This is a genomic window from Modestobacter sp. VKM Ac-2986 (assembly GCF_026967795.1).
GTDB lineage: Bacteria > Actinomycetota > Actinomycetes > Mycobacteriales > Geodermatophilaceae > Modestobacter.
Genome location: NZ_JAPVBH010000005.1, coordinates 18,403 through 39,612, shown reverse-complemented (window position 1 = coordinate 39,612; position 21,210 = coordinate 18,403). Strand labels below are relative to the sequence as shown.

Sequence of the window (21,210 nt, the reverse complement as noted above, 5' to 3'; positions counted from 1 at the left end):
CCCGCCCGGGCCGCACGCCCCGCACCCTGGGGTCGTGCCGAACTCGACGTCAGCCGCGGTCGCCCGTCGGCGGCTGCCGGTGGTCCACCTCCACCGCTTCCGCCGGGCCGGCGACGACCCGTTCAGCGGCTCCGGCCTCTACGCCTGCCGCTGCGGCGTCGTCCGCCCCGCCGTGTGACCTGGTCCCGCCGCACCTGCTCCCCCACCCGGTCGACGGGCTTGCCAGACTGCTGCCATGGCGCAGACCCGCACCCGGCTGACGCACGCCCAGCTCGCCGACCTGGCGCGGCACGCCTTCGGACTCAGCCCGGTGGCACCCGACCTCCCGCAGACCGACCTCGAGGACGCCGAGGGGGTCCTGGTCGCCACCGCCGACGACGGGGGGCTGACCGTGCGGGAGATCCCGCGCTGGCGTTCCCCCTCCGCCGTGCGGGCCGAGCTCGACGCACGCGGCTGGGAACGGCCCGCGGCGTGGGTGGGCACGCCGCCCGAGGACCCCGCCGGCCTGCCCGAGCGGCTGCTGGTGCTGCTGCCGGTCGCCGGCACCGCCCCCGACTCGGCGGTCATCTCGCTGAGCGCGGCGGCATGGGCGACCCGCGCGCCCGGGGTGGAGCTGTTCGTCGTCCCGGTCCCGGTGAGCGCGGCCGACCCCGAGGTCAGCTGGACCGAGCTGGCCGCGGCCTACGGCGCCGGGCCGGTCGCGAGCCGGGTCGAGCCGGCGCCGCCGTCCACGGGTGGGCGGGTGGTGATGTTCACCGGGCTGTCCGGCGCCGGGAAGTCGACCATCGCCAGCCGCCTGGTCGAGCTGCTGCTGGAGTCCGGGCGCACGGTGACCCTGCTCGACGGCGACGACGTGCGCACCCACCTGTCGGCCGGGCTCGGGTTCTCCCGGGCCGACCGGGACACCAACGTGCGGCGGATCGGCTGGGTCGCCGCGCAGGTCGCCAAGCACGGCGGGCTGGCGGTGTGCGCGCCGATCGCCCCCTACGCCGCCACCCGCACCGACGCCCGGCGCCTGGTCGAGGAGCAGGCCGGTCCGGGTTCGTTCGTCCTGGTGCACGTGGCCACACCGCTGGAGGAGTGCGAGGCGCGGGACCGCAAGGGCCTCTACGCCCGGGCCCGCCGAGGCGAGATCGCCGAGTTCACCGGCATCAGCGACCCCTACGAGGCACCCACGGACGCCGAGCTGACCATCGACACCCGGTCGTCGGACGTCGACGCCAGCGCCCGGCTCGTGCTGGAGCACCTCGAGGGGCGGTGAGGACCGAGCACGTGGCGCCGGCGGTCGAGGAGGGTCGGAGTCCTGTCCCGACTGCCGCGGGGCCCCGGGTCAGCCGAGGTGCAGCATGCGGCGCAACGGCCCGCGGTAGCTCCCGCATCCGCACAGTGCGCAGTCGCTGCCGGCCCGGTAGTGCTCGTGCGTCCGCTTGCCGTGGCCGCAGGAGCAGGGCCTGCCCAGCGACTGGAGCGCCTCAGCCGAGCGGGAGCCGACCGTCCGGACGACGTCCCGGCGGTCCGGCACGCTCACGACGCTGTTGTCCCACACCGGCTGTGCCACGACGGTCTCCAATACTCAACGTGAATCACCGCTGACAGGCGGTCACTTCGGAGACTAGCCGTGTCGGGTGCCGGCACCCCGCCGACATGCCTGCGGATCACCCGTCGAGGGGGCTCGATCGCCTCGTCCGTACCGCTGCGTCACATCTGCCTCAGCGAGACGTCGGCACGTCCACCGTGCGGTACCGACGCGCCAGCCACGCCGCTTCCGGTGAGACCGTGTCCTGGACCGGGTCCAGGTGGAGCAGTCGGTCGAACCGCGCGTAGACCTCGACCGTGGCGGCCTTGTCGGCCAGCTCCCGGCCGTCCACGTTCGCCGGCAGCTCCGCCGACGGGTACCCCACGTAGCCGGCCACGGGCACCGACGCATCCCACCGCGCGGAGGCCGCAGCCGTCAGCTGCGCCACCGTGTGGTGGTCGCTGTGGTCACCATCGGCATGGCCCCGCTCCCCGTCCAGCGTGCGGATCCCCGTGGGCCGGACGTGCGTCATCACACCGGACAGCACCGCCAGGAGGTCCTCGGCGCCGTAGGCCTGAGCCGGGCTGTCCACGGTCCACAGCACCGGGACCTGCCCCTGTACCAGCTGCCGCAGGCTCGTCCGGGCCGACCGCGGCCAGCCGGAGCCGTCCATGCCGCCGTCCGGCAGGCGCAGGAAGAACAGCCGGACGGACGGGACGCCGGTCAGCGTGGCCTCCGTCAGCACGCGCCCCGCCACCGTGACGCGGGCACGCGCCCAGACGTCCGGGGCGCCGGCCATCGCGGCGTAGGCCGCAGCGATGCCCCGCTCGCGCGCGCGGTGGTAGGCGTTGCGCTGCCCCGCGTCGCCGGAGGTGACGTAGACCGTCGTCGTGCACACACCGGCCTGCAGGTCGTTCGCGAGATCGGGGTTGATGAAGAAGAGGTCGTCGTCCGGGTGCGCCACCACGGTGAGCACGCCCCCGGTGCACCCGGGGGCGGGCGGGGGCGGGAGGGTGCCGCCCCTGCGGTCCGACCACGCCGCCGCCGCCCGTCCCAGCGCCACCTCACCCGTGTGGCGACCCCGCAGGACCACGTCGCGCCCCCGCCGGCCCAGGAGGGTGCGCAGTTGCCGGGCGTTCACGCGCTCGTCGCGCGACGAGCGCGCAGCCGACTGCGCACGTAGGCGTCGGGGCCGCGGAACGCCCCCAGTCGCTCGACCCGCTTGAGCTCCTGCGGGGCGGCCGGCTCGTCGAACGAACGGGCGGCCGGCACGGGGGTCCCGGCCCCGCGTCGCTGCCTGGCCCGGACCACGGCGTACGGCAGCTGCGCCGCGACACCCAGCAGGTGCCGGGGGTCGTGGGCCACCAGCGAGGTGAGCGTGGCCGTGAACCCGAGCCCGTAGGCCCGGAGCTGGTCCCGCAGCTCGGGGTAGTCGGCCCGGTGGGTGTGGAAGACGACGGCGGCCGGCTCGTAGCCGATCACGCCACCGTTCCACAGGAGGCTGATGAAGGCCGCCAGGTCCTCGCCACCGCGCGCGGGCGTCCCCGTCCCCAGGGCGACGTCGAAGGCGCCCAGGCGCCGCAGGGCGCTCGCCCGGAAGGCCATGTTGGCGCCGGCCCCCACTGCGCCGGCCCCGTAGACGGCGAAGCGGCGCACCTCGCGCCCCTCCCAGTCCTGCACGAGCACCTCGGCGCGGGACGCAGGGCCGCCCGCCCCACCTCGGTAGGTCAGGGGCTGGAACACCCGGGTGCCACCGAACCCGCCGTAGTGGCGCTCGAACCACAACTGGGCTGCCGTCTCCAGCTCCGCGGGCAGGATGAGCCCGGTGACCGCGTCCTCGTCGGGCCGGAGCGCGAAGCGGGTGCCCAGCGCCCGCAGCCATCCCGGGTCGACCTGGACGTCGTCGTCGGTGAACGCGATGACCTCGCCGCGCGCTGCGGCCACCCCGGCGTTCCGGGCCGCGGAGATGCCGGGGACCGGCTCCCGGACCACTCGTACCCGCCGGAGCCCCTCGACGACCTGTGCCGCGACCCCCGGGGGGCTGTCACGGGAGTTGTCGACGACGATCACCTCGGCGTCGGGGTAGTCCAGCTGGTCCAGCGCGACCAGGCTGGCCCGCAGCTGCTGGGGTCGGGCCAGGTTGGTCGGGACGACGACGCTCGCACTGGGGAGCTGGGCGTCCGGGACGGTGGCCCTCGTCGGAGCGCCCGGCGACGACGCGGCGTCGACGAGCCGGCGCAGCCGCTCGGCGGGGATCGCCTCGGCACCGTCGAAGCCCGCCTCGACCACGGCGACCGGCGCCCCGCCCCGGCGGACCACGAGCCAGGCCCCGGACCAGCGGCGCCCGTCCGCCCGCACCGCGGGGAGTGCCGGGACGTCACGGTCGGCGTCGACCACGGCGACGACGACCCGCACCTCCGGGATGGGTCCGACGGGCTGAGCGCTCATCGTCCCAACCTAGCCCGGGCAGACGCCCCTCCGGCCTGGTCCGGACGGACTTCACCCGTCGGGGCGCATGTCACACGAACCACACAGCTCACACTGTGGTCACGGCGAGCCCGGCGACAGAGGATCGTCACGTCCCTCCCGCTCGAGATCAGGTGTCATGCGCATACTCAGCCAGATAGCGAGCCTCCAACGCTCCGGTGGGATCGAGGTCAACACCCTCGAGAGCGTGCGCGCCCTCACCGCCCGAGGTCACGACGTGCACCTGCTGTACGGCCCCGACTTCCCAGGGGTGGAGGGCGCCGGCATGCGCCCGGACTTCGAGGCAGCGGGTGTCACCCTGCACGGCCCCTTCGACATGGCGTCGTCCGTGCGCGGCGCCCCGCTGGCGGTCCGGCGCTCCCTGTCGGCCGGGGCGTACGCCGCCCGGTTGGCTCCCGACGTGCTGTGGCTGCAGCGCTTCGAGCAGATCATCTGGGGGCACGCCGTCGCCACCCGTTCGGGCACCCCGCTGGTGGTCCACCTCCACCACCCACCGAACCTGGGCCGCGCTCTGCCGCTGCTGTCCCGGGGCGTGTCCCGGTACGTCGCGGTGTCGGAGTACATCCGGCAGCAGTACGTCGCAGCGGGCGCACCGGAAGGCCTCGTGGAGGTCGTGCACAACGCCGTGCCGCCGCAGCTGTACCGGGAGGGCGGCGTGCCCGAACGTGACGCCGCGCGGGCGGCGCTCGGGCTCCCGGCCGGGACGCGCACGGCCCTGTTCTACGGCCGGTTGGCCGAGGACAAGGGACTCGAGACCGCCCTGTCGGCCTGGGAACGTCTCGCACCCGGCGCGGACGAGGCGCACCTGGTGCTGGCCGGTGAGTTCCTGCCCGCACCGCCGCCCGGGCTCACCGCCCGCATCGACCGCCTGGTGGCAGCCGGCACGCTGACCCTCCTGCCGGCGCAGCGCGACGTCCTCCCCCTGTTGCACGCAGCCGACCTGGTCGTCTTCCCCACCATCATGGTCGAGGCGTTCGGCCGTGTGGCGCTGGAGGCGCTCATGACCGGGCGCCCGGTGCTGGCGTCGCACAACGGTGGTGTCCCCGAGGTGCTCTCCGGTCCGATGAGCCGCTTCCTCGTCCCCACCGGCGACGCACCCGCGCTGGCCGCCGGTCTCCGGGACCTCCTCGGCTGGCGGACGACGGAACCGGAACTCGGGCGGCAGTGCGCCGCGCATGCCCACGAGCACTTCCCGTTCGCCGCCTACACCGACCAGATCGAACGGGTGCTGGAGGAGGCGGCCACCACCCGGCGCCCGCGTCGGCGCCGGCGTTCAGTCGGTCGCGGCCCTGCGGCCACGTCGGTGCCGGCCTGAGGGACGGGCGTCGCGCCCGGCCACACCTCCACCGCTGTCCCCGTTCCGGGCCGCCCGCAGCTGCACCAGCAGCCAGGGCAGGCAGAGCACGGCCAGCCCGAACCGGACACCGAGCGAGGCCGGCGAGTCCGGCAACCACAGCGTCGCCGCGCTCAGGCCCACGACGGCGAGGACGGCGAGGGCCAGCCTCGGCGGGGTCCGGGGGATGCGCACCCCGGCCGGCAGTGCCAGCTGGTGACCGAGGGCCTGCACGGCGAACGCCGCTGCCGTCGCGGCGGCTGCGCCGACCAGCCCCCACACGGGCACCAGCACCACGTTCAGTCCCACGTTGACCACGGCCGCCGCGATGGCGCTCACCGCCAGGTTCCTGGTGCGCCCCAGGGTGACCAGCACCCAGTGCGAGGCGATGCCGATGAGCACCGGGAACGCGGCCAGCGCGACCACGAAGACGACCGGCAGCAGGTCGCCCGGGCGGTAGTCCGGTGGCGCGACGATCCGCAGTCCCAGCGGGGCACCCAGCGTGATCCCGAGCAGGACCGGCAGCATGAGCTTGAGCAGTCCGTTCCGGGCACCGGCCACCACCTGCGACCGCTCCACCTGGTCGCGGACAGCGGCGATCCGGGGCAACCACGCCCCGTCGGTCATGCTCAGCAGCAGGACCGCCACGTTCCCGATGGTGTAGGCGATCTGGTACCTGCCGGCGTCCGCCGGGCCCATCAGCTTGAGGATGACCAGCCGGTCGCCGGCGTTGAGCACGTAGATGGCCAGGCCGCTGATCATGAGCGGGATGCCGAGCTGGAGGCCCCGCCGGCTCACCTCGAGCGCGGCGACGCCGCGCCACCCGGGCCGGACGAGCAGCAGGCCGATCACCACGGTCACGGCGAGCGCGACGAGGTTGCCCTCCGCGTAGTGGCCGGCGTCCCGTTCGCCGCCCAGCACCAGGATGGCCAGCCCCAGGACCTGGCCACCGATCCCGGCGAAGATGTTGATGAACGCGAAGGCCCTGAGCCGGTCCTGGCTCAGCAGCATGGCGGAGACGAGCAGGACCCCGGCGGCGAACGGCGTCCAGGCCACGGTGACGACCAGGATCCGGGCGCCCTGGTCGAAGCCGAGCGCCGGGCCCCAGAGCGGTTGGGTGAGGAAGGCGATCACGGTGAGCAGGACGGCACCGAGCAGGCCCACGCCGACCAGCGCCCTGGCCGGCGCATCACCGCCCGCCTCGGCGCGGAGCAGGATCAGCGACTGGTCCAGCCCCATCACCGCGAGGATGACGAGCACCTGGTGCAGCGCGATCGCCGAGGACAGCTGCCCGAACTGCTCCGGTGGCAGCAGGTAGGCCAGCACCGGTGAGACCACGACGGCGCTGAGCAGCTGGACCCCGAGGACGCCCACGTAGAGCAGGTCACGACCGAACAGGCTCGACGGACCGTCCCCCTCGGCCGCGTCCTGGCCGGACGGCACCTGGGCCGGGTCCTCGGCCGGCGCGGAGACCATGCGCACGGCACCGCCCTGCGGCTCGACGCCGTCCGGAGCAGGTCCAGGGACCACTGCGGCCCCGTCGGCGACCGGCCAGGCCGGGGACGAGGCCGCCCGACGCTCGGCGTCCGCACCGTCCTGCTGCGGTGGACGATCTCCCGGAACGTGCACACCCATCCTCTCGCGGACCCGGTCAGCGGACGTGCCGACCTCGTCGACGGCGGCCCCAGCGGGTCTCTGCAGTACAACACCCGCGGGACGACACGAGCCACGTGCCGTCGAACGGACTCCTCAATCCGGGTGTGTGCTCTGCCGCACGGTCACCACCGTGTGCGCTGCGCCACGAGGGCGGTCCATGTCGTGCGCCACAGTGACCCTCCCCCGGTGGACAGTGGGTACCCCCTTCGGTATGAAGGAGTGGGCCTGAGGTCACGGAGAGTCAGAGCGCCGGTGGCGACGACGCGGTCGACGGCGGTGGCGGCAGGGACGTCGATGTCCCCCGCGCAGCTCCCTCCTCCCCTGAGGCCTGTTCACAGGGTGCGTGATGACCTGCCGGGCGCTGAACTGGTCGCCTTTGCCCGGCGGCGAGCAGAGGCGAAACCGGGCCCTTCATCCTCGGAGAGGGACTCGTATGCCGAACGTCGTAGAACTCCACGCCCGTGCCCCGCAGTCGACGACCGCGCCGCGGGTGAGCGTGGTGATCCCCACGTACAACGAGGCGAAGAACCTGCCGCACGTCTTCGCGCTCATCCCCCCGGACGTGCACCAGGTCATCGTGGTCGACGGCCGGAGCGTCGACGACACCATCGAGGTGGCCCGCTCGCTGCGCCCCGACGTCACGGTGGTGCTGCAGAACCGCATCGGCAAGGGCAACGCGATGGCCTGTGGCTTCGCCGCCGTCACCGGTGACGTCATCGTCATGCTCGACGCCGACGGGTCCGCGGACCCCCGGGAGATCCCCCAGTTCGTCGCTGCGCTCACCGCCGGCGCGGACTTCGCCAAGGGCACCCGGTTCGCCAACGGCGGCGGCAGCGCCGACATCACCCGGACTCGCGCCTGGGGCAACCGCTGGCTCAACCGCGCGGCCAACGTGCTGTTCGGCACCCGCTACACCGACCTCTGCTACGGGTACAACGCCTTCTGGACCTACTGCCTCGACGTCCTCGAGCTCGACGCCGAGGGCCGCTCCCGGGAGCAAAAGCTCTGGGGCGACGGGTTCGAGATCGAGACGCTCATCAACACCCGGGTCGCGAAGGCCCGGCTCCGCATCGTCGAGGTGCCCAGCTTCGAGTTCGAGCGCATCCACGGTCAGAGCAACCTCAACACCTGGCGGGACGGTCTCCGCGTGCTGCGCGCCCTCGGCGTCGAGCGGCTCAACGACAAGGGCAGGAACGCCGTGCGCCGCCCGACCGCCGCAGCAGCAGCTGCCGAGCAGCTGGCCGTGCCGACGGCGGTCGCCGTCCCGCGCCGGTCGGCCCCCGACCGGGACGGCGGTCCCGCCGAGGCCCTCGCGGAGGTCGTCGACATCCGCACGGCGTGACGGTGCGACGACGGCACGTCCCTCGCCCCGGCCGGTGAGGCCCTGACGGAGCGCCCCGGACCACCTGGTCCGGGGCGCTCCGTCGTCCCACCGCTGTGCAGGCCGCACACCCGGCGGGACGGCGTGGCTCAGCTGTCGACGAACCTGTCGACGTCGGCGGTGATGAGCTCGGCGATGCCGTCGACGTAGGGCCGGCGCAGCATCGCCAGGTGGTCGGCGTCGATGCTGCGGATCTCGTGGTCCCCGACCAGGAGTGCGTCCCACCAGGCGGCCAGGTCGGGGTTCTCGTTGGACATCACGAGGAGGGCCCGTCCCGCCCATGGCCGGGGCCGGTGGAAGCGGGCCACCCGGGCACCGTGCTGGTGGAAGACCTCCTTCTGCACCTCGGGGGCGCGGCGGATCATGCCGGCCGTCACCACCTGGAAGCGGGTCCGCCACAGCTCGCGCGGGGTGAGCGGCTCGGCGGCCGGCCCCAGCTGCCGCGGTGCGCCCTCACCCCGTGCCGGCAGCGGGAGGTAGGTGTCCAGCAGGACGACGTCGACGACCTGGCGCCCGCGCTCCTGGAGCAGGTGCGCCACCGCCAGGGCGAAGAGCCCGCCGAGTGAGTGGCCGACCAGCACGACCGGCCCGTCGGGAGCGACCTGCTCGATCACCTCGAGGTAGCGACGGGCCGCCCGGCCGACGGTCCAGTCCGGGATGCCCCGGTTCTCGAAGCCGTGGACCTGGAGGCCGTAGAAGGGCTGCTCGGGGCCCATCGCCCCGGCGAGCGCCTCGAAGGCGGCGGCGGCGCCACCGGCCCCGGCGAAGCAGAACAGCGGCGGTCGGCTGCCCGTCGTCCTGAACTCCACCAGCGTGCCGGCGCGCCCTCGGGGCCGACCACCGCTCGAGGACTCGTCGACCAGCCTGGCGAAGGCGCTCAGCGTCGGGTGCTCCGCGAGGTCCGCGGTCGTCAGCGAGACGCCCAGCCGCCCCGTGACCGCGGCGAGCATCTCCTCCACGGCCAGCGAGTCGCCGCCGAGCGCGGTGAAGCTCTCGTCCCGGCCGACCTCGTCCAGGTGCAGGATCGGTGCCCAGATCGCCGCCAGCGACGTCTCCGCCGTGGTCGCCGGCGGCACCGGCCGGGGCCGCGGCGGGACCGGCGGCAGCGCGGCGAAGTCGACCTTGCCCCGCTCGGTGCGCGGCAGGGCGTCCAGCAGCACCACGTCCCGCGGCACCATCCACTCCGGCAGCTTCACCGAGGCGCCCGCCCGCACGAGGGCGGGCGAGGCGGTGCGCTGCGCCGGGTCGGGCACCACCCAGGCGACCAGCCGGGGATCGCCGTCGTCCGAGGTGACCGCGCGGACGACGGAGTCCTTGACCTCGGACAGGGTCAGCAGCGCCGCCTCCACCTCACCGGGCTCGACGAGGTAGCCCCGGATCTTCACCGAGTCGTCGGCGCGACCGAGGAGGTGCACGACACCGTCCTCGCCGATGCGCGCCCGGTCCCCGGTCCCGTACCGGGTCCGCCCGTCGGGCATGCGCTCGAACCTCGCCGCGGTCAGCTCCGGCGCGCCCCAGTAACCGGCCGCGAGGTACGCCGACCGGACGTACAGGCCGCCCACCTCACCGGGCGCGACCGGCTGACGGTCCTCGTCGAGCACCTCCAGCTCGCGCAGCGAGACCGCCCGGCCCCCGGGCACCACACCCGAGGGGACGGGGTCGGTCGACCGGATCTCGAAGGTCATCAGCGACCCCGTCTCCGACGAGCCCATCCAGTTCATGAAGCTGGCCTCGGGGGTCAGGTGCGTGCGGAAGGCGGTGACGTCACGGCCGTTGACCTTCTCACCGCCGGTCACCACCAGCCGGAGGTACGGGAGGACGGCCCCGGCCGGGAGCGTCGCGTGCAGGGCTCGGACCAGCGCGGGGGCGCTGACCAGCAGTGTGGGGCGCACCTCGTCCAGCCAGCCGGGCAGTCCGGGGAGACCGCGCACCCGCGGGTCCCGGGCGCAGACGGTCGCACCGTTGAGCAGGGCGTCCCAGAAGGTGATCTGACCGGCGGCGAACGCGATCGGCATGACGAACGCGAGCCGGTCGGCCGGGGTCACCCGGAACTCCTCCGGGCCGAGCGCCCCACAGCTCAGGATGAACCGCTGGGTGTAGAGCACCCCCTTGGGCGCACCGGTGCTCCCGGAGGTGAACACCAGGGACGCCCCGTCGTCCGGCGTCGTGACCGGCACGTCGGCGTCCTCGACGGGCCCGGCGGTGGTCGGGGTCAGGCCGAGCACGTCCGTGACGCCCGGGAGCGCAGCCGCCCGCTCCTGCCGTGCGGGTTCGGCGAGGACGGTCGACACCCCGGCCAGCTGCACCACCTGGGCCAGCCGGGCGTCGGGGAGCATCACGTCGAGGGTCACGCACGGGCAGCCACTGGCGGTGATGGCGAGGAAGGCCGCGAGGGAGTCGGTGCCCTGTTCGGCGTACAGCCCGACCGGACGGCGGGCACCGCCGTCCGCGGCGTCGCGGCGGGCCAGCTCGGTGGCCAGGACCCGCACGCGGGCGTAGAGCTCGGCGAAGGTCAGCTCGCCGTCGTATGCCTCGAGGGCCGGCTGGTCGGGCAGGGCTGCGGCGAGCTCGGCCAACCGGTCGAGGACACCGGAGTGCGGACCGGGCACGACGAGCGGTGGCAGCGGCACGGCCTCACCCGGTGACGTGGCGACGGGAGCGACGGAGCGTGGGCGAGCGACGATGGTGGCCTCCGTGGTCGTCGAGCCGGGAAGGGGTCGACCCACAGTGACACGCCGACGCCGGGTCGCACCACCAGTCACGGCCGCGCGGCCACGCTGTCACCCGATCGAGCGGGCGGACACCCGCATGCCACCCGTGCGGGCGAGGTGACGTTCCAGGAGCCCGAACAGGCGTGCTCGGAGCGTTAGCCTCCGCACATGACGGCAGTGTTTCCTCCAGCTGTGACCCCCGGCACCGCACGCAGCCCCCGACGAGACGCCGGCGCAGCGGCCGGCCCGGGGCGCGCGCAGGGCCGCGGGCACGAGGCGGCCGGGCGATGAGGATCGTCACCCAGGCCCTGAGCCTCGAGCGTCTCGGCGGCATCGAGGTCAACACCGTGGAGGTCGCCCGCGCCCTGGTGGCCAGGGGCCACGAGGTCCACCTGCTCCACGGGCCGTCCTTCGGGCTCACCGACGTCGACATGACCGCGGACTACGAGGCCGCCGGGGTCACCGTGCACGGCCCGTTCCCGATGGCCACCTCCCTGATCGGCGCACCGTCCGCGCTGCCGTCCTTCCTGCCTGCCGCGCGTCTGGTCGCCCGGCTGCAGCCGGACGTCCTCTGGCTGCAGCGCTTCGAGCACATCGTGTGGGGCCAGGTGGTGTCGCGCCGCGCGAACGTGCCCCTGGTCTGCCACCTGCACCACATGCCGAACTTCGGTCGGGCGATGCCCTACCTCGCCACCGGCGTCACGCGGTTCGTCGCCGTCTCCGACTTCATCCGTCAGCAGTGGGCCGACCGGGGCCTCGACCCTGCGCGCGTCGACGTCGTGCACAACGCCGTCCCGCCGGAGACCTACCGTCCTGGGCAGGACGCCGAGCTGGCCGCGGCCCGGGCGCGGTTCGGCCTCCCCGCGCACAGCCGCACGGCGCTGTACTACGGCCGGCTGACGGCGGACAAGGGCCTGGACGTGGCACTGGACGCCTGGGAGCTGCTGGGTCCGGGAGTCTCCGGCGCCACCCTGGTGCTCGCCGGTGACCTCGACCCCGTGGGGGACCCCGAGCTGGCGGCGCGTGTCCGGCAGCTGGCCGCCAACGGCACCGTGACCTGGCTGCCCACCCAGCGTGACGTGCTGCCCCTGCTGCACGCCGCCGACGTCGTCCTGTTCCCGACGAAGCTGCCGGAGGCCTTCGGTCGCGTGGCGCTGGAGGCGCTGATGACCGGGCGCCCCGTGCTGGCCTCCGACATCGGTGCCGTGCCGGAGGTCCTGACCGGGCGGCTCGACCGGCTGCTGGTCCCCCCGGGGGACGCACGCGCCCTGGCGGAGCAGCTCCGTCTGCTGCTCGACTGGCGGGACACCCAGCCCGGGTTCGGCGCCTGGTGCGCCGCGGAGGCCGAGGCGCACTTCTCCTTCACGGCGCACCTCAGTGCGGTCGAGAGCGTCCTGGACCACGCGACCTGCCAGGGCGCGGAGCGGCCGAGGCCGTCGAGGGCGCCGCGACGGGTCGCCGGGCAGAACGGCTGACCGCACCGGGCCGTCGCGCCCGGTGCGGCCGCTCCCCCACCCCAGGACGCACCGGCAGGGCACGGCTCCGCGGTCCTGACCGGACGACGCCACCCGCTGCCGGTCGCTGCCGGTGCCCCCGCACGCCCTGCGGAGCAGCTCGTGCACTGCTCGGCGCGGGAGGCCGGACAGCACGGCGGCCGCACCGTGTGAACGGTGCGGCCGGCCCTACCGTCCCGGGACGGGACCCCGCTGCCTCAGTAGTTGCACCGGTAGACGACGGTGTCCCCCTTCTGGAACACCTGGGTGAACGCCGGAGCCTGCTGCAGCCGGGTGACGAAGTCCTGGTAGACCGACGGCGGGACGGTCCCGTACAGCCGGGAGTGCGCCTCCGCCGACGGCCCGACCACGATGTGCAGGGGCTCCGCGGCGCTGCCCTGGACACACAGGCTGGCACTGAAGGTCACCAGGCCGGCCGGGTCCTCGGCGAAGACGCCGAAGTCGGGCTGGGCGAAGATGCTGCCCGGGCCGTCCTCGGCGTGCAGCGGGTAGTCGGCCGTGGCACGCAGCGGGAAGTTGGGCGTCATCGGCAGCAGCAGCGACCCGTCCGGGGTGGACGTCTCGAACCAGGTGTCGGCCGCGACGTCGGACTCCCAGATCCGGCCGATCAGCTCCGATGCGTACAGCGCGGGGAGCAGCAGCGTGGCCATCACCGCGGCGACCACGACCGCCACCACCCGGCGCAGGACCGGCACCCGGACCCGGTCGGCGAACAGCACCCGGGCGATGAGGTAGCAGGCCCACGGCAGGGCGAAGAGGTACATCCGGAAGACGGCCTCCTGCCCGTACGGCTGACCGAACACCAGCATCGCGGGCATGACGCCGATCAGCGCAGGGACGACGACGCGGCTGGCCACTCGCTGCCGCAGCCCGATGAACAGGGCGATCGCGGCCATCAGCGCGACCAGGAGCACGAGCACCGGCGCGGCCCACAGGGAGAGCGCCTGCCCGGGCAGCGCCTGGGTGAGGTCGATGGTCGGCGGAGCGGCGTTCTCGACGCCCCCAGCGGCGAACAAGGTCCACCTGGACGTGACGAAGGTCCACGCCTGGGCCAACCAGGCCGCCTCGATCGCGACGAAGACCAGCAGCAGCCACGGCCGGGCAGGCCGCAGCAGCACACAGATGACGCCCGTCTGGACCAGGCTGATCACCGGGGACAGCTGGTGGGACGTCGCGATGTAGGCGAAGGCGACGATCAGGACCGCCGTGCCCCGCCACGAGCTCCAGAAGCGGCTGACCTGGGGCAGGTCGTCGGCCGGCGGGGTCGCCGCCGTCGCTGCCCGGCGGGGCCAGCGGACCCCGGCACTGCCGGCCGGCACCGTCCGCAGCAGGCCACCGACCACGACGAGGCTGACGACGAAGGCGCCCGCCTGCGGGGCGAAGTAGTTCTGTGCGATCCAGTCGCCGAGGGTGAACAGCAGCGCGGCGCCGTACCTCACCCGACGGGACGTGGTCAGGGCACCGACGACCCAGTAGATGAGCGCCGCACTGACCAGGGCGAAGAACGGCTGGGACCACTGGGCCAGGTCGATGACCGGGATGCCCGTGAGCCGGTGCACGCCGGCGGCCAGGTAGAAGAAGCCCGGGAAGTTCTGGTAGATGTCGATCGACCGGTCGACCGACCCGTTGGCCAGCAGGTACTCGGCGACGCCGATGTGCTTGTAGACGTAGGCGAACCGCGGGACGTCGTAGACCGCCGACGTGGTGCCGTACAGCAGTGCCACCAGCACGACGTGGCAGGCCACGACGGCGTGGCTCACGCTCCTCCGGTCCAGCAGGGCCGACAGGTAGAGCACCAGGACCCCGGCCAGGCTGACGTACCAGAGCACCGGCAGGGCGTTGACGAGGCCCCAGCCGGCGATGGCATCGAGGTCGACCAGCGCCAGGGAGACCGCCCAGAGCACCGCGCACACCAGCGCGCCGACCAGCAGGACCCAGCGCCGACGCGACCGCCCCCCGGACGACTCAGCAGCAGGTGGGGTCTGCTCCACCGTGGGCGCCGTCACCGGGACGCCGTCCCGGTCGACGTCGTCCCGGTCGACGTCCGGGTGCGTCCCGGCCGGCGGTGTCCAGCGTTGCTCATCGGTCCCCATCGCTCATCGCGCCCACCAGGGGGGTGGACGTCCTCCGTCACCGGCCTGCGGCCGACGCGGCCGGGTCCGCCCGGGGCACGGACGCCCCCGCCGCCGACGCCGGGCAGGCCGCTGCGCTCAGCCACGGACGCCGACCCGGTCCTGCTCCAGGGTCCCCGGTGACCGCGGCGGGACGGCGCGGCGCGCGCGCAGGTACAGCAGCGGACCGGTGAGGAACCCGGTGAACTCGCGGCGCATCGCCCCCGCCGGCCGCTGCACCGTGCCGGTCGGCCGGGCGTCGGTCAGCTGGGCGTCGGTCGACTGGGCGTCGGTCAGCCGGGCGTCGGTCTGCGAGCGGATGGCGGCGATGCGGCGCAGCCCGAGCGGGACCCGGCGCAGCACCTCCCAGCGGGTGGCGGGGTCGAGCAGGCACTTGGCCATGAACGCCGACAGGCCGGTGCCGTAGCCGTACATCTGCGCCAGCAGCGCGGCCTCGTCGGCCCGGTGGTGGTGCCAGACCACCGCGGCGGGCTCGTAGACCAGTGCTCGACCGGCGCGGAGCACCCGGATGAACACGTCCAGGTCCTCGCCACCGCGGGTCAGCGTCCCGGCGCCCAGCGCCTCGTCGAACCCACCGATCTCCAGGAGCAGCGCGCGGTCGAAGGCCAGGCTCGCGCCGGTGCCGAAGATGCCCGGCGAGTAGGGGTAGAGCGCATCGGTGCGCCCGGTGCCGCGCAGGTCGAAGACCTGCGGCTCGACCCGGGTCGACCAGGACGCCGTACGCGCGTCGAAGTACTCCTCCGCCGGGCCGGTGATGCTCGCGGTGCAGACCAGTCCCGTCACGCAGCCGGTGTCCGCACGTCGCTGGAAGCCCCGCAGCAGCCCCTGCACCCAGTCGGCGTCGACCGCGACGTCGTCGTCGGTGTAGGCGAGGTACTCGCCACGGGCCTCCTCGAGTCCGCGGTTGCGTGCGCACGACAGGCCGGGCCGGGGCTCCAGCACGTACCGGAAGCGGGCGTCGACGTCGGCCACCGCCTGCACCACCCGGCGGGTGCTGTCGTCGGTCGGGGCGTTGTCCACCACGATGACCTCGAGGTGCGGATGGGTCAGTGCACGGAGCCGGTCCAGGCAGTCGACGAGGATCCCGCTGCGGTTGCGGGTGCAGACCACCACGCTCACGAGCGCTGCGGACTCCACGTGGTTCGGGCAGCCGGGGCCGGCGGCCGGCGGCCGAGACCCCTCCACCGGCAGGCCCTCCGCGGTCAGGTGCCCGGCGATCCGGTCCCCGTAGGTCTCCTGCGCACGACGGCTCAGCAGCGCGGTGTCCAGGCCCTCGGCGCCGAACGGGACGGTGAGGTAACCGAGGGTCTCACCGTGCAGCCGGACGAGCACCCGGGCCTGGGCCTGGCCCGCAGGGTCGGTGACGCCGACGGGCCGGGCGTCCCCGGACAGCTCGAACTCGCAGCACCACGTGCCCGCAGCGGGGCCGGGCACGGACCGTTCCGGGCTCACGTCGTCCGACGTCACGGGGGTTCAGCTCCTTGGGATGGCGGGTGGGAGCGGAGGATGGCCACGCTCCGTGACGTCCCGACGATACCGAGCCGGCGGCCGGCGGCGGCGCTCTTCACCCGGAGTGGTGACCCGGGGCACCGGGTCACCGCCACGGGCGCCCGGGGACCTGCCCCGGCAGTACTGTCGGGCAGGTGCTGAACCAGGAGAGCTCCACGATCAGCGTGGTCGTGTGCGCCTACACGCTGGCCCGGTGGGAGGACATCACCGCCGCCGTCGCCAGCCTGCGCGAGCAGACCCGGCGCCCCGACCAGGTGCTGCTCGTGAGCGACCACAACCCGGAGCTGCTCGACCGGGCGCGAGCCGCCTTCCCCGACGTCACCTGCCTGCCCAACACCGGGCCGCAGGGCCTGTCCGGAGCGCGCAACACCGGTGTGGCCGCCGCCACCGGTGACGTCGTGGCCTTCCTGGACGACGATGCCGCGGCCGGCCCCGACTGGGTGGCGGCCATGCTCGAGGCCTACCGGGACGACGACGTGATCGGCGTGGGCGGCGCCGTCCTGCCGGGGTGGCGCGCGCCGCGGCCGGCCTGGTTCCCCGACGAGTTCCTCTGGGTCGTCGGGTGCAGCTACACCGGCCAGCCCACCACCCGGGCCGAGATCCGCAACCCGATCGGCGCCAACATGAGCTTCCGGCGGAGCACCTTCGCCTCCGCCGGCGGGTTCGACGTCGACATGGGCCGCCTGGGTGCGGACGCGGCGGGGTGCGAGGAGACGGAGTTCGCCATCCGGGCCCGCCGCACGCAGCCCGGGGGCCGGGTCGTGCTCGAGCCCGGAGCGCGCTGCCTGCACAACGTCTCCCCCGACCGGGTCACCCGCCGGTACTTCCGGCGCCGCTGCCTGGGCGAGGGGCGGTCCAAGGCCGTGGTCAGCCGGCTCACCGGTACGGACGCCGCACTGGCCTCCGAGCTGACCTACGTCCGCCACACCCTGCCGCAGGGCGTGCTCCGCGGGCTGCGGGACGCCGTCCACGGTGACCGCGCCGGCGCCGCCCGGGCCGTCGCGATCGTGGAGGGGCTGACGCTCACCGCGGCCAGCTACGTGCTCGCGCGTGGGCGGCAGACCTGGCAGGCCCGGCGGACCCGGCCGCGCACCTCCTGAGCACGCCCGCTCCCGGCCGCGCACCGGGACGGGCCGCGCTAGCCGTCCTGGCCGTAGCCCTGGCTGCCCTGGCCGCTGCTCGCGGTCTCCTGGTCGGCGTTCCGGCAGCCCGTCCCGACCGCCTCACCGGCCGCCGGGTTGTCCGGCGTCATCGACCAGACCCGCACCCAGTCGACCTCCACGTGGCCCTGCGCGTCCGCCGGCGGCACCCCGTAGGCGGTCTCGGTCTGCAGCACCCAGTGCATCGGGCCGACGGGACTGCTCCCTGAGCGGGCCACCTCCTCGCCGTCCAGGAAGAAGGTGACGGCGCCCGGCGTCCACTCGACGGTGGCCACGTGCCAGTCGTCGAACTCGGCGAGGCCGGGGCTGTGCAGGTCGAAGACGCCCGGTCGACCGACGCACAGGTTGGCCGCGTAGAGCGTGCCGTCCAACCGGCCCTCCGGGAAGTCGACCTCCCCGTCGGCCCACTCGTCGGAGTCCGGCCAGAGCAGCCAGGCGGTCTTGTACCCGGGGACCGGGTCGGCACGGAACCGGACGCTGAACCGGCCGTACTGCAACTGCCCCCAGGTGCCGTTGACCAGCGGGATCGGTGCGGCGACGAGCGGCTGACCGTCCTCGGTGCGCAGGTGCATGTCCAGCCTGCCGTCAGCCACGGAGAGGACCCGGGAGCTGGAGTACGTCCCGGCACCCGAGGTGTCCTGGAGGTCCTCGTAGCCGGTCCAGCGGCTCCCGTACACCTCGCCGGGGAAGGACCCGAGCGGGACGTCGGTGGCGAAGTCCTCGGCGAAGGTCAGCTGCCAGCCGGGCAGGTCCCCGCTCCGGGGGTCTGCGTCCGGCCACCACACGGACGTGAGCGTGGCAGCCACGGCCACCACGACGCCACCGGCCAGCGCAGCCGCCCACCTCCCGCGGCGCGGACGCCGTCGGCCGGGTGCGTCTCGTGGTGGACCCACGCTCGGTCCGTCCACGGTGCTGCGGGTCACGGCCGTCCTCCTCAGGCTGGTCGAGACGCTGCCCGCTGCGCGGGCGCAGACCCTGGTCGTCTCGTCGAGTGCGTCGTCGGGGACAACCCCCGGGAACGGCTTCTGGTTCCCGGGGCCCTGGGCGCCCGGTACCGGCGTGTCCCATGGTGACACGCCGTGAGCCGACTCCGGGACCTCGTGCTGCACCTCACAGCGGCGGCCGGGCGGGGACCCCTCGGTCCCCGCCCGGCCGGCCGGCTGCGCACCCATCCGGGAGCGGGAGTGCTCAGCTGCGCGGCACGGCCATCGTGTAGCTGGGGTCGTAGGCGACCCGGTCGACCTGGACGTGACCGGTGATCCGAGGGTCGGGCTTCTGCCCCTCCGCCAGCCGGTTGGAGAACTCCACCTGGAGCACGGGCCGCATGGGCTGGTCAGGCACGTTGGAGGTGACCCTGGTGACCTCCACGCCGTCCTGGAAGAAGGTCAGCGAGCCGGGGGCCCACTGCCACGTGTAGTCGTGGAACTCGTTCCAGGACTTCGGGACGGCCAGCTGGCCGGCGGGCTGGAACCGCACCGACGGGCTGGTCGACTGCAGCACCGCGGGGTAGGGCTTGGGCTCGGAGGTCTCCTGCTCCGGACCGTCGATCTCGTGCGTCCACTTGTTCGTCACCGGCCACAGCAGGAACGCGATGTGGTACTGCTCGAACTGGTCGGCACGCATGCGCACCGTGTACGTGCCGTACGTGAACCCCTCGTAGCCGAAGGGGAGGACGGCCGCGGCCATGCTCGAGTGGCAGTACCAGTCCAGCACGCCGTCGTGGACGCTCAGGACCTTGGACGGGAAGTACTTCCCGCTCGTCCCGTCGGGGTAGCTGAGGTAGTTCGGGTAGGCGCTGGGTGCCCGCCCGTCCGACGGCCACGACCCCTGCGCGACGGGGGTGTCGAACTCCTGGCTGACGGCGTAGGTCCCGGCGCTGCCACCGACCCCGGCCGGCGCGGGGACGACGGGGGCCGTCGCGGCGGGCGGCGGCGCGGCGGGCGCGGTGGTGACGGGCGGGGCCGCCACGGGCGCGGTGGCGGCGGGCGGGGTCGTCACGGGCCGGGTGGCGGTGGGGGTCGCCGCGGGCTTGGTCGCGACGGGCGGGGCCGCCGTGGGCGCCGGCGCCGCGGTCGTCGACGGGGCGGAGGACGTCGGGGTCGCGGCGGGCGTGCTCGGCGGCGTCACCGTGGACGTGGGCCAGGGACGGCGCGCGCGGGAGGTCCCCGTGCCGGTCGCCAGCCGCTGCGCCTCCGTCACCATCTCGGGTGACGCCGAGGCAGCCTGGTCGCTGGGCTGGTCGACGGTCAGGACCCCATGGCCACTGACGACGCAGAGCCCGACCGCGGATGCCGCCAGTACATGTCGCTTCACGTTCCGTATGCGCCTCATCACGGGGAAGCGTAGCCAAGAGCTACCGGGCAATTACGTGCTGAAGTGACGAACGGCGCGTCCCACTTGACACGGGGCCGTCCGGCTGAGCGGCCGCACGCGCCGGGGAACCTGCAGGTCACCGCCCTGCCGCCGCCCTCCACCGGCCGCCCGGTCCGGTGGGACGCCGTCCCCGGGCGCCCCACCGACCTCATCCCCCACATGCTGGGTCGAAACATCCCGGGTCCCACGAGTCACACCCACCTCGCCGGTCGCAGCAGTCGCGCCCCGCCGGGGCCCGTCCGCGCGTCGCGGCCGCCCTCCGGACGGCGACGGAGAGCGTCCCGCGGCCCGGTGCAGCCGGCGGTGTCGGTCCGGGACGTCGCGCCGGCGGACCGGGGACGCGGCCGACTCGCGACCGGCGTCCAGGATCCGCACATGTGCACCCCGCAGAATGGCCGGAGAGCCGGCAGGCCCGGCACCCCGCCGGTCGCTGTCCGGTCCACTGAGCTGCGGCATGTCGTACCTTTCGGCCGGCCACCGGCATCGAGTCGTCAGGAGAGTGCAGCGTGTCGTTGAGTCGGAGGCACTTCATGGGCCTGTCCGCACTGCTCGCCCTCAGCCCGGTCGTGACGACTGCCTGCGGCGGGCCGGGCGTCCGCGACGTCCCCGACCAGGTCGGCGAGCCGACGGTGGTCACCACCCGCGGCAAGGTGGCCGCCCAGAAGTACGACGTCCGGACCGACGCGGGCGTGACCCCGGGCCTGGCCGGCCGGGCGGTCCTGTACGTCCCGGACAGCCTGCTGTCCACCGACGTCCGCAGCGTCCCAGTGGTGATGGCCGCCCACGGCTACGGGGACGACGCCGCGACCTGGCTGGACCAGGGCGCCGCGAGCCCGATGCGCGACGCCCTGCTCGACGCCGGCTACCTCATCGTCTCGCCGTACCACGAGGCCTCGTTCGGCAACGCCGACGGACAGTCCCGGATCCAGCGCGCCCGGACCTACATCGGCAACGTCTGGGGGGTCTCCGGCACCGTGCTCCTGGGCTTCTCCATGGGCGGGGGGATCTCCGCCGTGGCGCTGCACCAGAAGACCCTGTCCGACGTGCGGGGCGCCTTCCTCACCGCACCGCTGTTGGACTGGTCGGAGGTCTACCCGACCATCCACGACGACTTCACGTTCCGGGCCTCGGCTGCGCTGTTCGCCGCCTACGACGCGAGCGGGCCCGAGGAGTTCCGGGTCAACAGCGCTGCCTACGACCCCATGCGGCAGCCGCCGTCGGCCTATGCCGGGATCCGGGCGCTGGTCCGGTCCTCACCCGAGGACACGGCCATCGACCAGAACACCAACGCACTGCGCTGGATCGACCTGGTCCGGGACCAGGCTGCCCAGGTGTTCGACTCGCAGGCGACCGGGGAGCACGGGACGGAGAGCCACTTCGGGAACACCGAGGAGCTCATCGCCTTCTTCGACCAGGCGATCGCCGCCACCGACTGAGG

General features: G+C 74.2%; 17 protein-coding genes. 8 read left to right on the top strand and 9 right to left on the bottom strand.

Translation table 11 applies throughout. The features are described from left to right. The first annotated feature begins 34 nt into the window (after positions 1-34). Both O2W14_RS13590 and cysC read left to right on the top strand, forming a co-directional pair. Entirely contained in the window at positions 35-178 is a 144-nt protein-coding gene (locus tag O2W14_RS13590; RefSeq protein WP_269176641.1) for a hypothetical protein, read from the top strand. Positions 179-235: 57 nt separating this feature from the next. Next, positions 236-1,261, top strand: a complete 1,026-nt coding sequence (cysC, locus tag O2W14_RS13585) for an adenylyl-sulfate kinase (protein ID WP_269176640.1) — start codon at positions 236-238, stop codon at positions 1,259-1,261. A gap of 69 nt (positions 1,262-1,330) precedes the next feature. Here the strand turns inward: cysC and O2W14_RS13580 are convergent, their stop codons facing one another. The 3 genes from O2W14_RS13580 to O2W14_RS13570 form a co-directional block, all read right to left on the bottom strand. Then, positions 1,331-1,558 (bottom strand): hypothetical protein, encoded by a 228-nt coding sequence (locus tag O2W14_RS13580; protein ID WP_269176639.1) that lies wholly within the window; start codon positions 1,556-1,558, stop codon positions 1,331-1,333. Positions 1,559-1,709: 151 nt separating this feature from the next. Beyond that, the gene (locus O2W14_RS13575) at positions 1,710-2,492 is read right to left on the bottom strand and encodes a PIG-L family deacetylase (RefSeq protein ID WP_269176638.1); all 783 of its coding nucleotides are present in this window, start codon (positions 2,490-2,492) and stop codon (positions 1,710-1,712) included. A 161-nt stretch (positions 2,493-2,653) separates the two neighbouring features. Further along, positions 2,654-3,964 carry a glycosyltransferase gene (locus tag O2W14_RS13570; RefSeq protein ID WP_269176637.1) on the bottom strand — a complete coding sequence of 437 codons (1,311 nt, stop codon included), beginning with the start codon at positions 3,962-3,964 and terminating at the stop codon, positions 2,654-2,656. A 157-nt stretch (positions 3,965-4,121) separates the two neighbouring features. On the opposite strand from O2W14_RS13570, the gene O2W14_RS13565 reads away from it, so the two are divergent. Next, positions 4,122-5,318 carry a glycosyltransferase family 4 protein gene (locus O2W14_RS13565; protein WP_269176636.1) on the top strand — a complete coding sequence of 399 codons (1,197 nt, stop codon included), beginning with the start codon at positions 4,122-4,124 and terminating at the stop codon, positions 5,316-5,318. Here O2W14_RS13565 and O2W14_RS13560 read toward each other — a convergent pair. Beyond that, the gene (locus tag O2W14_RS13560; RefSeq protein WP_269176635.1) at positions 5,277-6,812 is read right to left on the bottom strand and encodes a lipopolysaccharide biosynthesis protein; all 1,536 of its coding nucleotides are present in this window, start codon (positions 6,810-6,812) and stop codon (positions 5,277-5,279) included. The genes O2W14_RS13565 and O2W14_RS13560 overlap by 42 nt on opposite strands. A 670-nt stretch (positions 6,813-7,482) precedes the next feature. Between O2W14_RS13560 and O2W14_RS13555 the strand changes: the two genes are divergently transcribed. After that, entirely contained in the window at positions 7,483-8,334 is an 852-nt protein-coding gene (locus O2W14_RS13555) for a glycosyltransferase family 2 protein (protein ID WP_269176634.1), read from the top strand. Positions 8,335-8,462: 128 nt separating this feature from the next. Here O2W14_RS13555 and O2W14_RS13550 read toward each other — a convergent pair whose 3' ends face one another. After that, complete coding sequence (locus tag O2W14_RS13550; RefSeq protein WP_269176633.1) at positions 8,463-11,003, bottom strand: alpha/beta fold hydrolase; 2,541 nt, start codon at positions 11,001-11,003, stop codon at positions 8,463-8,465. A 368-nt stretch (positions 11,004-11,371) separates the two neighbouring features. Here O2W14_RS13550 and O2W14_RS13545 point away from each other — a divergent pair, with 368 nt between their 5' ends. After that, positions 11,372-12,559: a glycosyltransferase family 4 protein gene (locus tag O2W14_RS13545; protein WP_269176632.1), complete on the top strand. Its 1,188-nt coding sequence runs from the start codon at positions 11,372-11,374 to the stop codon at positions 12,557-12,559. Positions 12,560-12,795: 236 nt separating this feature from the next. Here the strand turns inward: O2W14_RS13545 and O2W14_RS13540 are convergent, their stop codons facing one another. Together O2W14_RS13540 and O2W14_RS13535 are read right to left on the bottom strand one after the other, a co-directional pair. Further along, positions 12,796-14,691, bottom strand: a complete 1,896-nt coding sequence (locus O2W14_RS13540; RefSeq protein WP_269176631.1) for a hypothetical protein — start codon at positions 14,689-14,691, stop codon at positions 12,796-12,798. A gap of 117 nt (positions 14,692-14,808) precedes the next feature. After that, the gene (locus tag O2W14_RS13535) at positions 14,809-16,197 is read right to left on the bottom strand and encodes a glycosyltransferase family 2 protein (RefSeq protein WP_269176630.1); all 1,389 of its coding nucleotides are present in this window, start codon (positions 16,195-16,197) and stop codon (positions 14,809-14,811) included. A 176-nt stretch (positions 16,198-16,373) separates the two neighbouring features. On the opposite strand from O2W14_RS13535, the gene O2W14_RS13530 reads away from it, so the two are divergent. Continuing rightward, positions 16,374-17,339 carry a glycosyltransferase family 2 protein gene (locus O2W14_RS13530; protein ID WP_269176629.1) on the top strand — a complete coding sequence of 322 codons (966 nt, stop codon included), beginning with the start codon at positions 16,374-16,376 and terminating at the stop codon, positions 17,337-17,339. Between the two features lie 38 nt (positions 17,340-17,377). On the opposite strand, the gene O2W14_RS13525 is transcribed toward O2W14_RS13530, so the two are convergent. Together O2W14_RS13525 and O2W14_RS13520 are read right to left on the bottom strand one after the other, a co-directional pair. Beyond that, positions 17,378-18,205 carry a glycoside hydrolase family 16 protein gene (locus O2W14_RS13525; protein WP_269176628.1) on the bottom strand — a complete coding sequence of 276 codons (828 nt, stop codon included), beginning with the start codon at positions 18,203-18,205 and terminating at the stop codon, positions 17,378-17,380. Between the two features lie 382 nt (positions 18,206-18,587). Continuing rightward, positions 18,588-19,397, bottom strand: coding sequence for a glycoside hydrolase family 16 protein (locus tag O2W14_RS13520; RefSeq protein WP_269176627.1), 810 nt, complete (start codon positions 19,395-19,397; stop codon positions 18,588-18,590). A 13-nt stretch (positions 19,398-19,410) separates the two neighbouring features. Here O2W14_RS13520 and O2W14_RS13515 point away from each other — a divergent pair, with 13 nt between their 5' ends. Both O2W14_RS13515 and O2W14_RS13510 read left to right on the top strand, forming a co-directional pair. Next, positions 19,411-19,779, top strand: coding sequence for a hypothetical protein (locus tag O2W14_RS13515; protein WP_269176626.1), 369 nt, complete (start codon positions 19,411-19,413; stop codon positions 19,777-19,779). A 499-nt stretch (positions 19,780-20,278) separates the two neighbouring features. Further along, positions 20,279-21,208: an alpha/beta fold hydrolase gene (locus O2W14_RS13510; RefSeq protein ID WP_269176625.1), complete on the top strand. Its 930-nt coding sequence runs from the start codon at positions 20,279-20,281 to the stop codon at positions 21,206-21,208. Positions 21,209-21,210: the final 2 nt, after the last annotated feature.

What these genes read in the sequence shown, in the direction of transcription:
- O2W14_RS13565 (WP_269176636.1), top strand. Translation starts at nt 4,122, where the DNA reads ATGCGCATACTCAGCCAGATAGCGAGCCTCCAACGCTCCGGTGGGATC.
- cysC (WP_269176640.1), top strand. Translation starts at nt 236, where the DNA reads ATGGCGCAGACCCGCACCCGGCTGACGCACGCCCAGCTCGCCGACCTG.
- O2W14_RS13540 (WP_269176631.1), bottom strand. Translation starts at nt 14,691, where the DNA reads ATGGGGACCGATGAGCAACGCTGGACACCGCCGGCCGGGACGCACCCG.
- O2W14_RS13560 (WP_269176635.1), bottom strand. Translation starts at nt 6,812, where the DNA reads ATGGTCTCCGCGCCGGCCGAGGACCCGGCCCAGGTGCCGTCCGGCCAG.
- O2W14_RS13545 (WP_269176632.1), top strand. Translation starts at nt 11,372, where the DNA reads ATGAGGATCGTCACCCAGGCCCTGAGCCTCGAGCGTCTCGGCGGCATC.
- O2W14_RS13570 (WP_269176637.1), bottom strand. Translation starts at nt 3,964, where the DNA reads ATGAGCGCTCAGCCCGTCGGACCCATCCCGGAGGTGCGGGTCGTCGTC.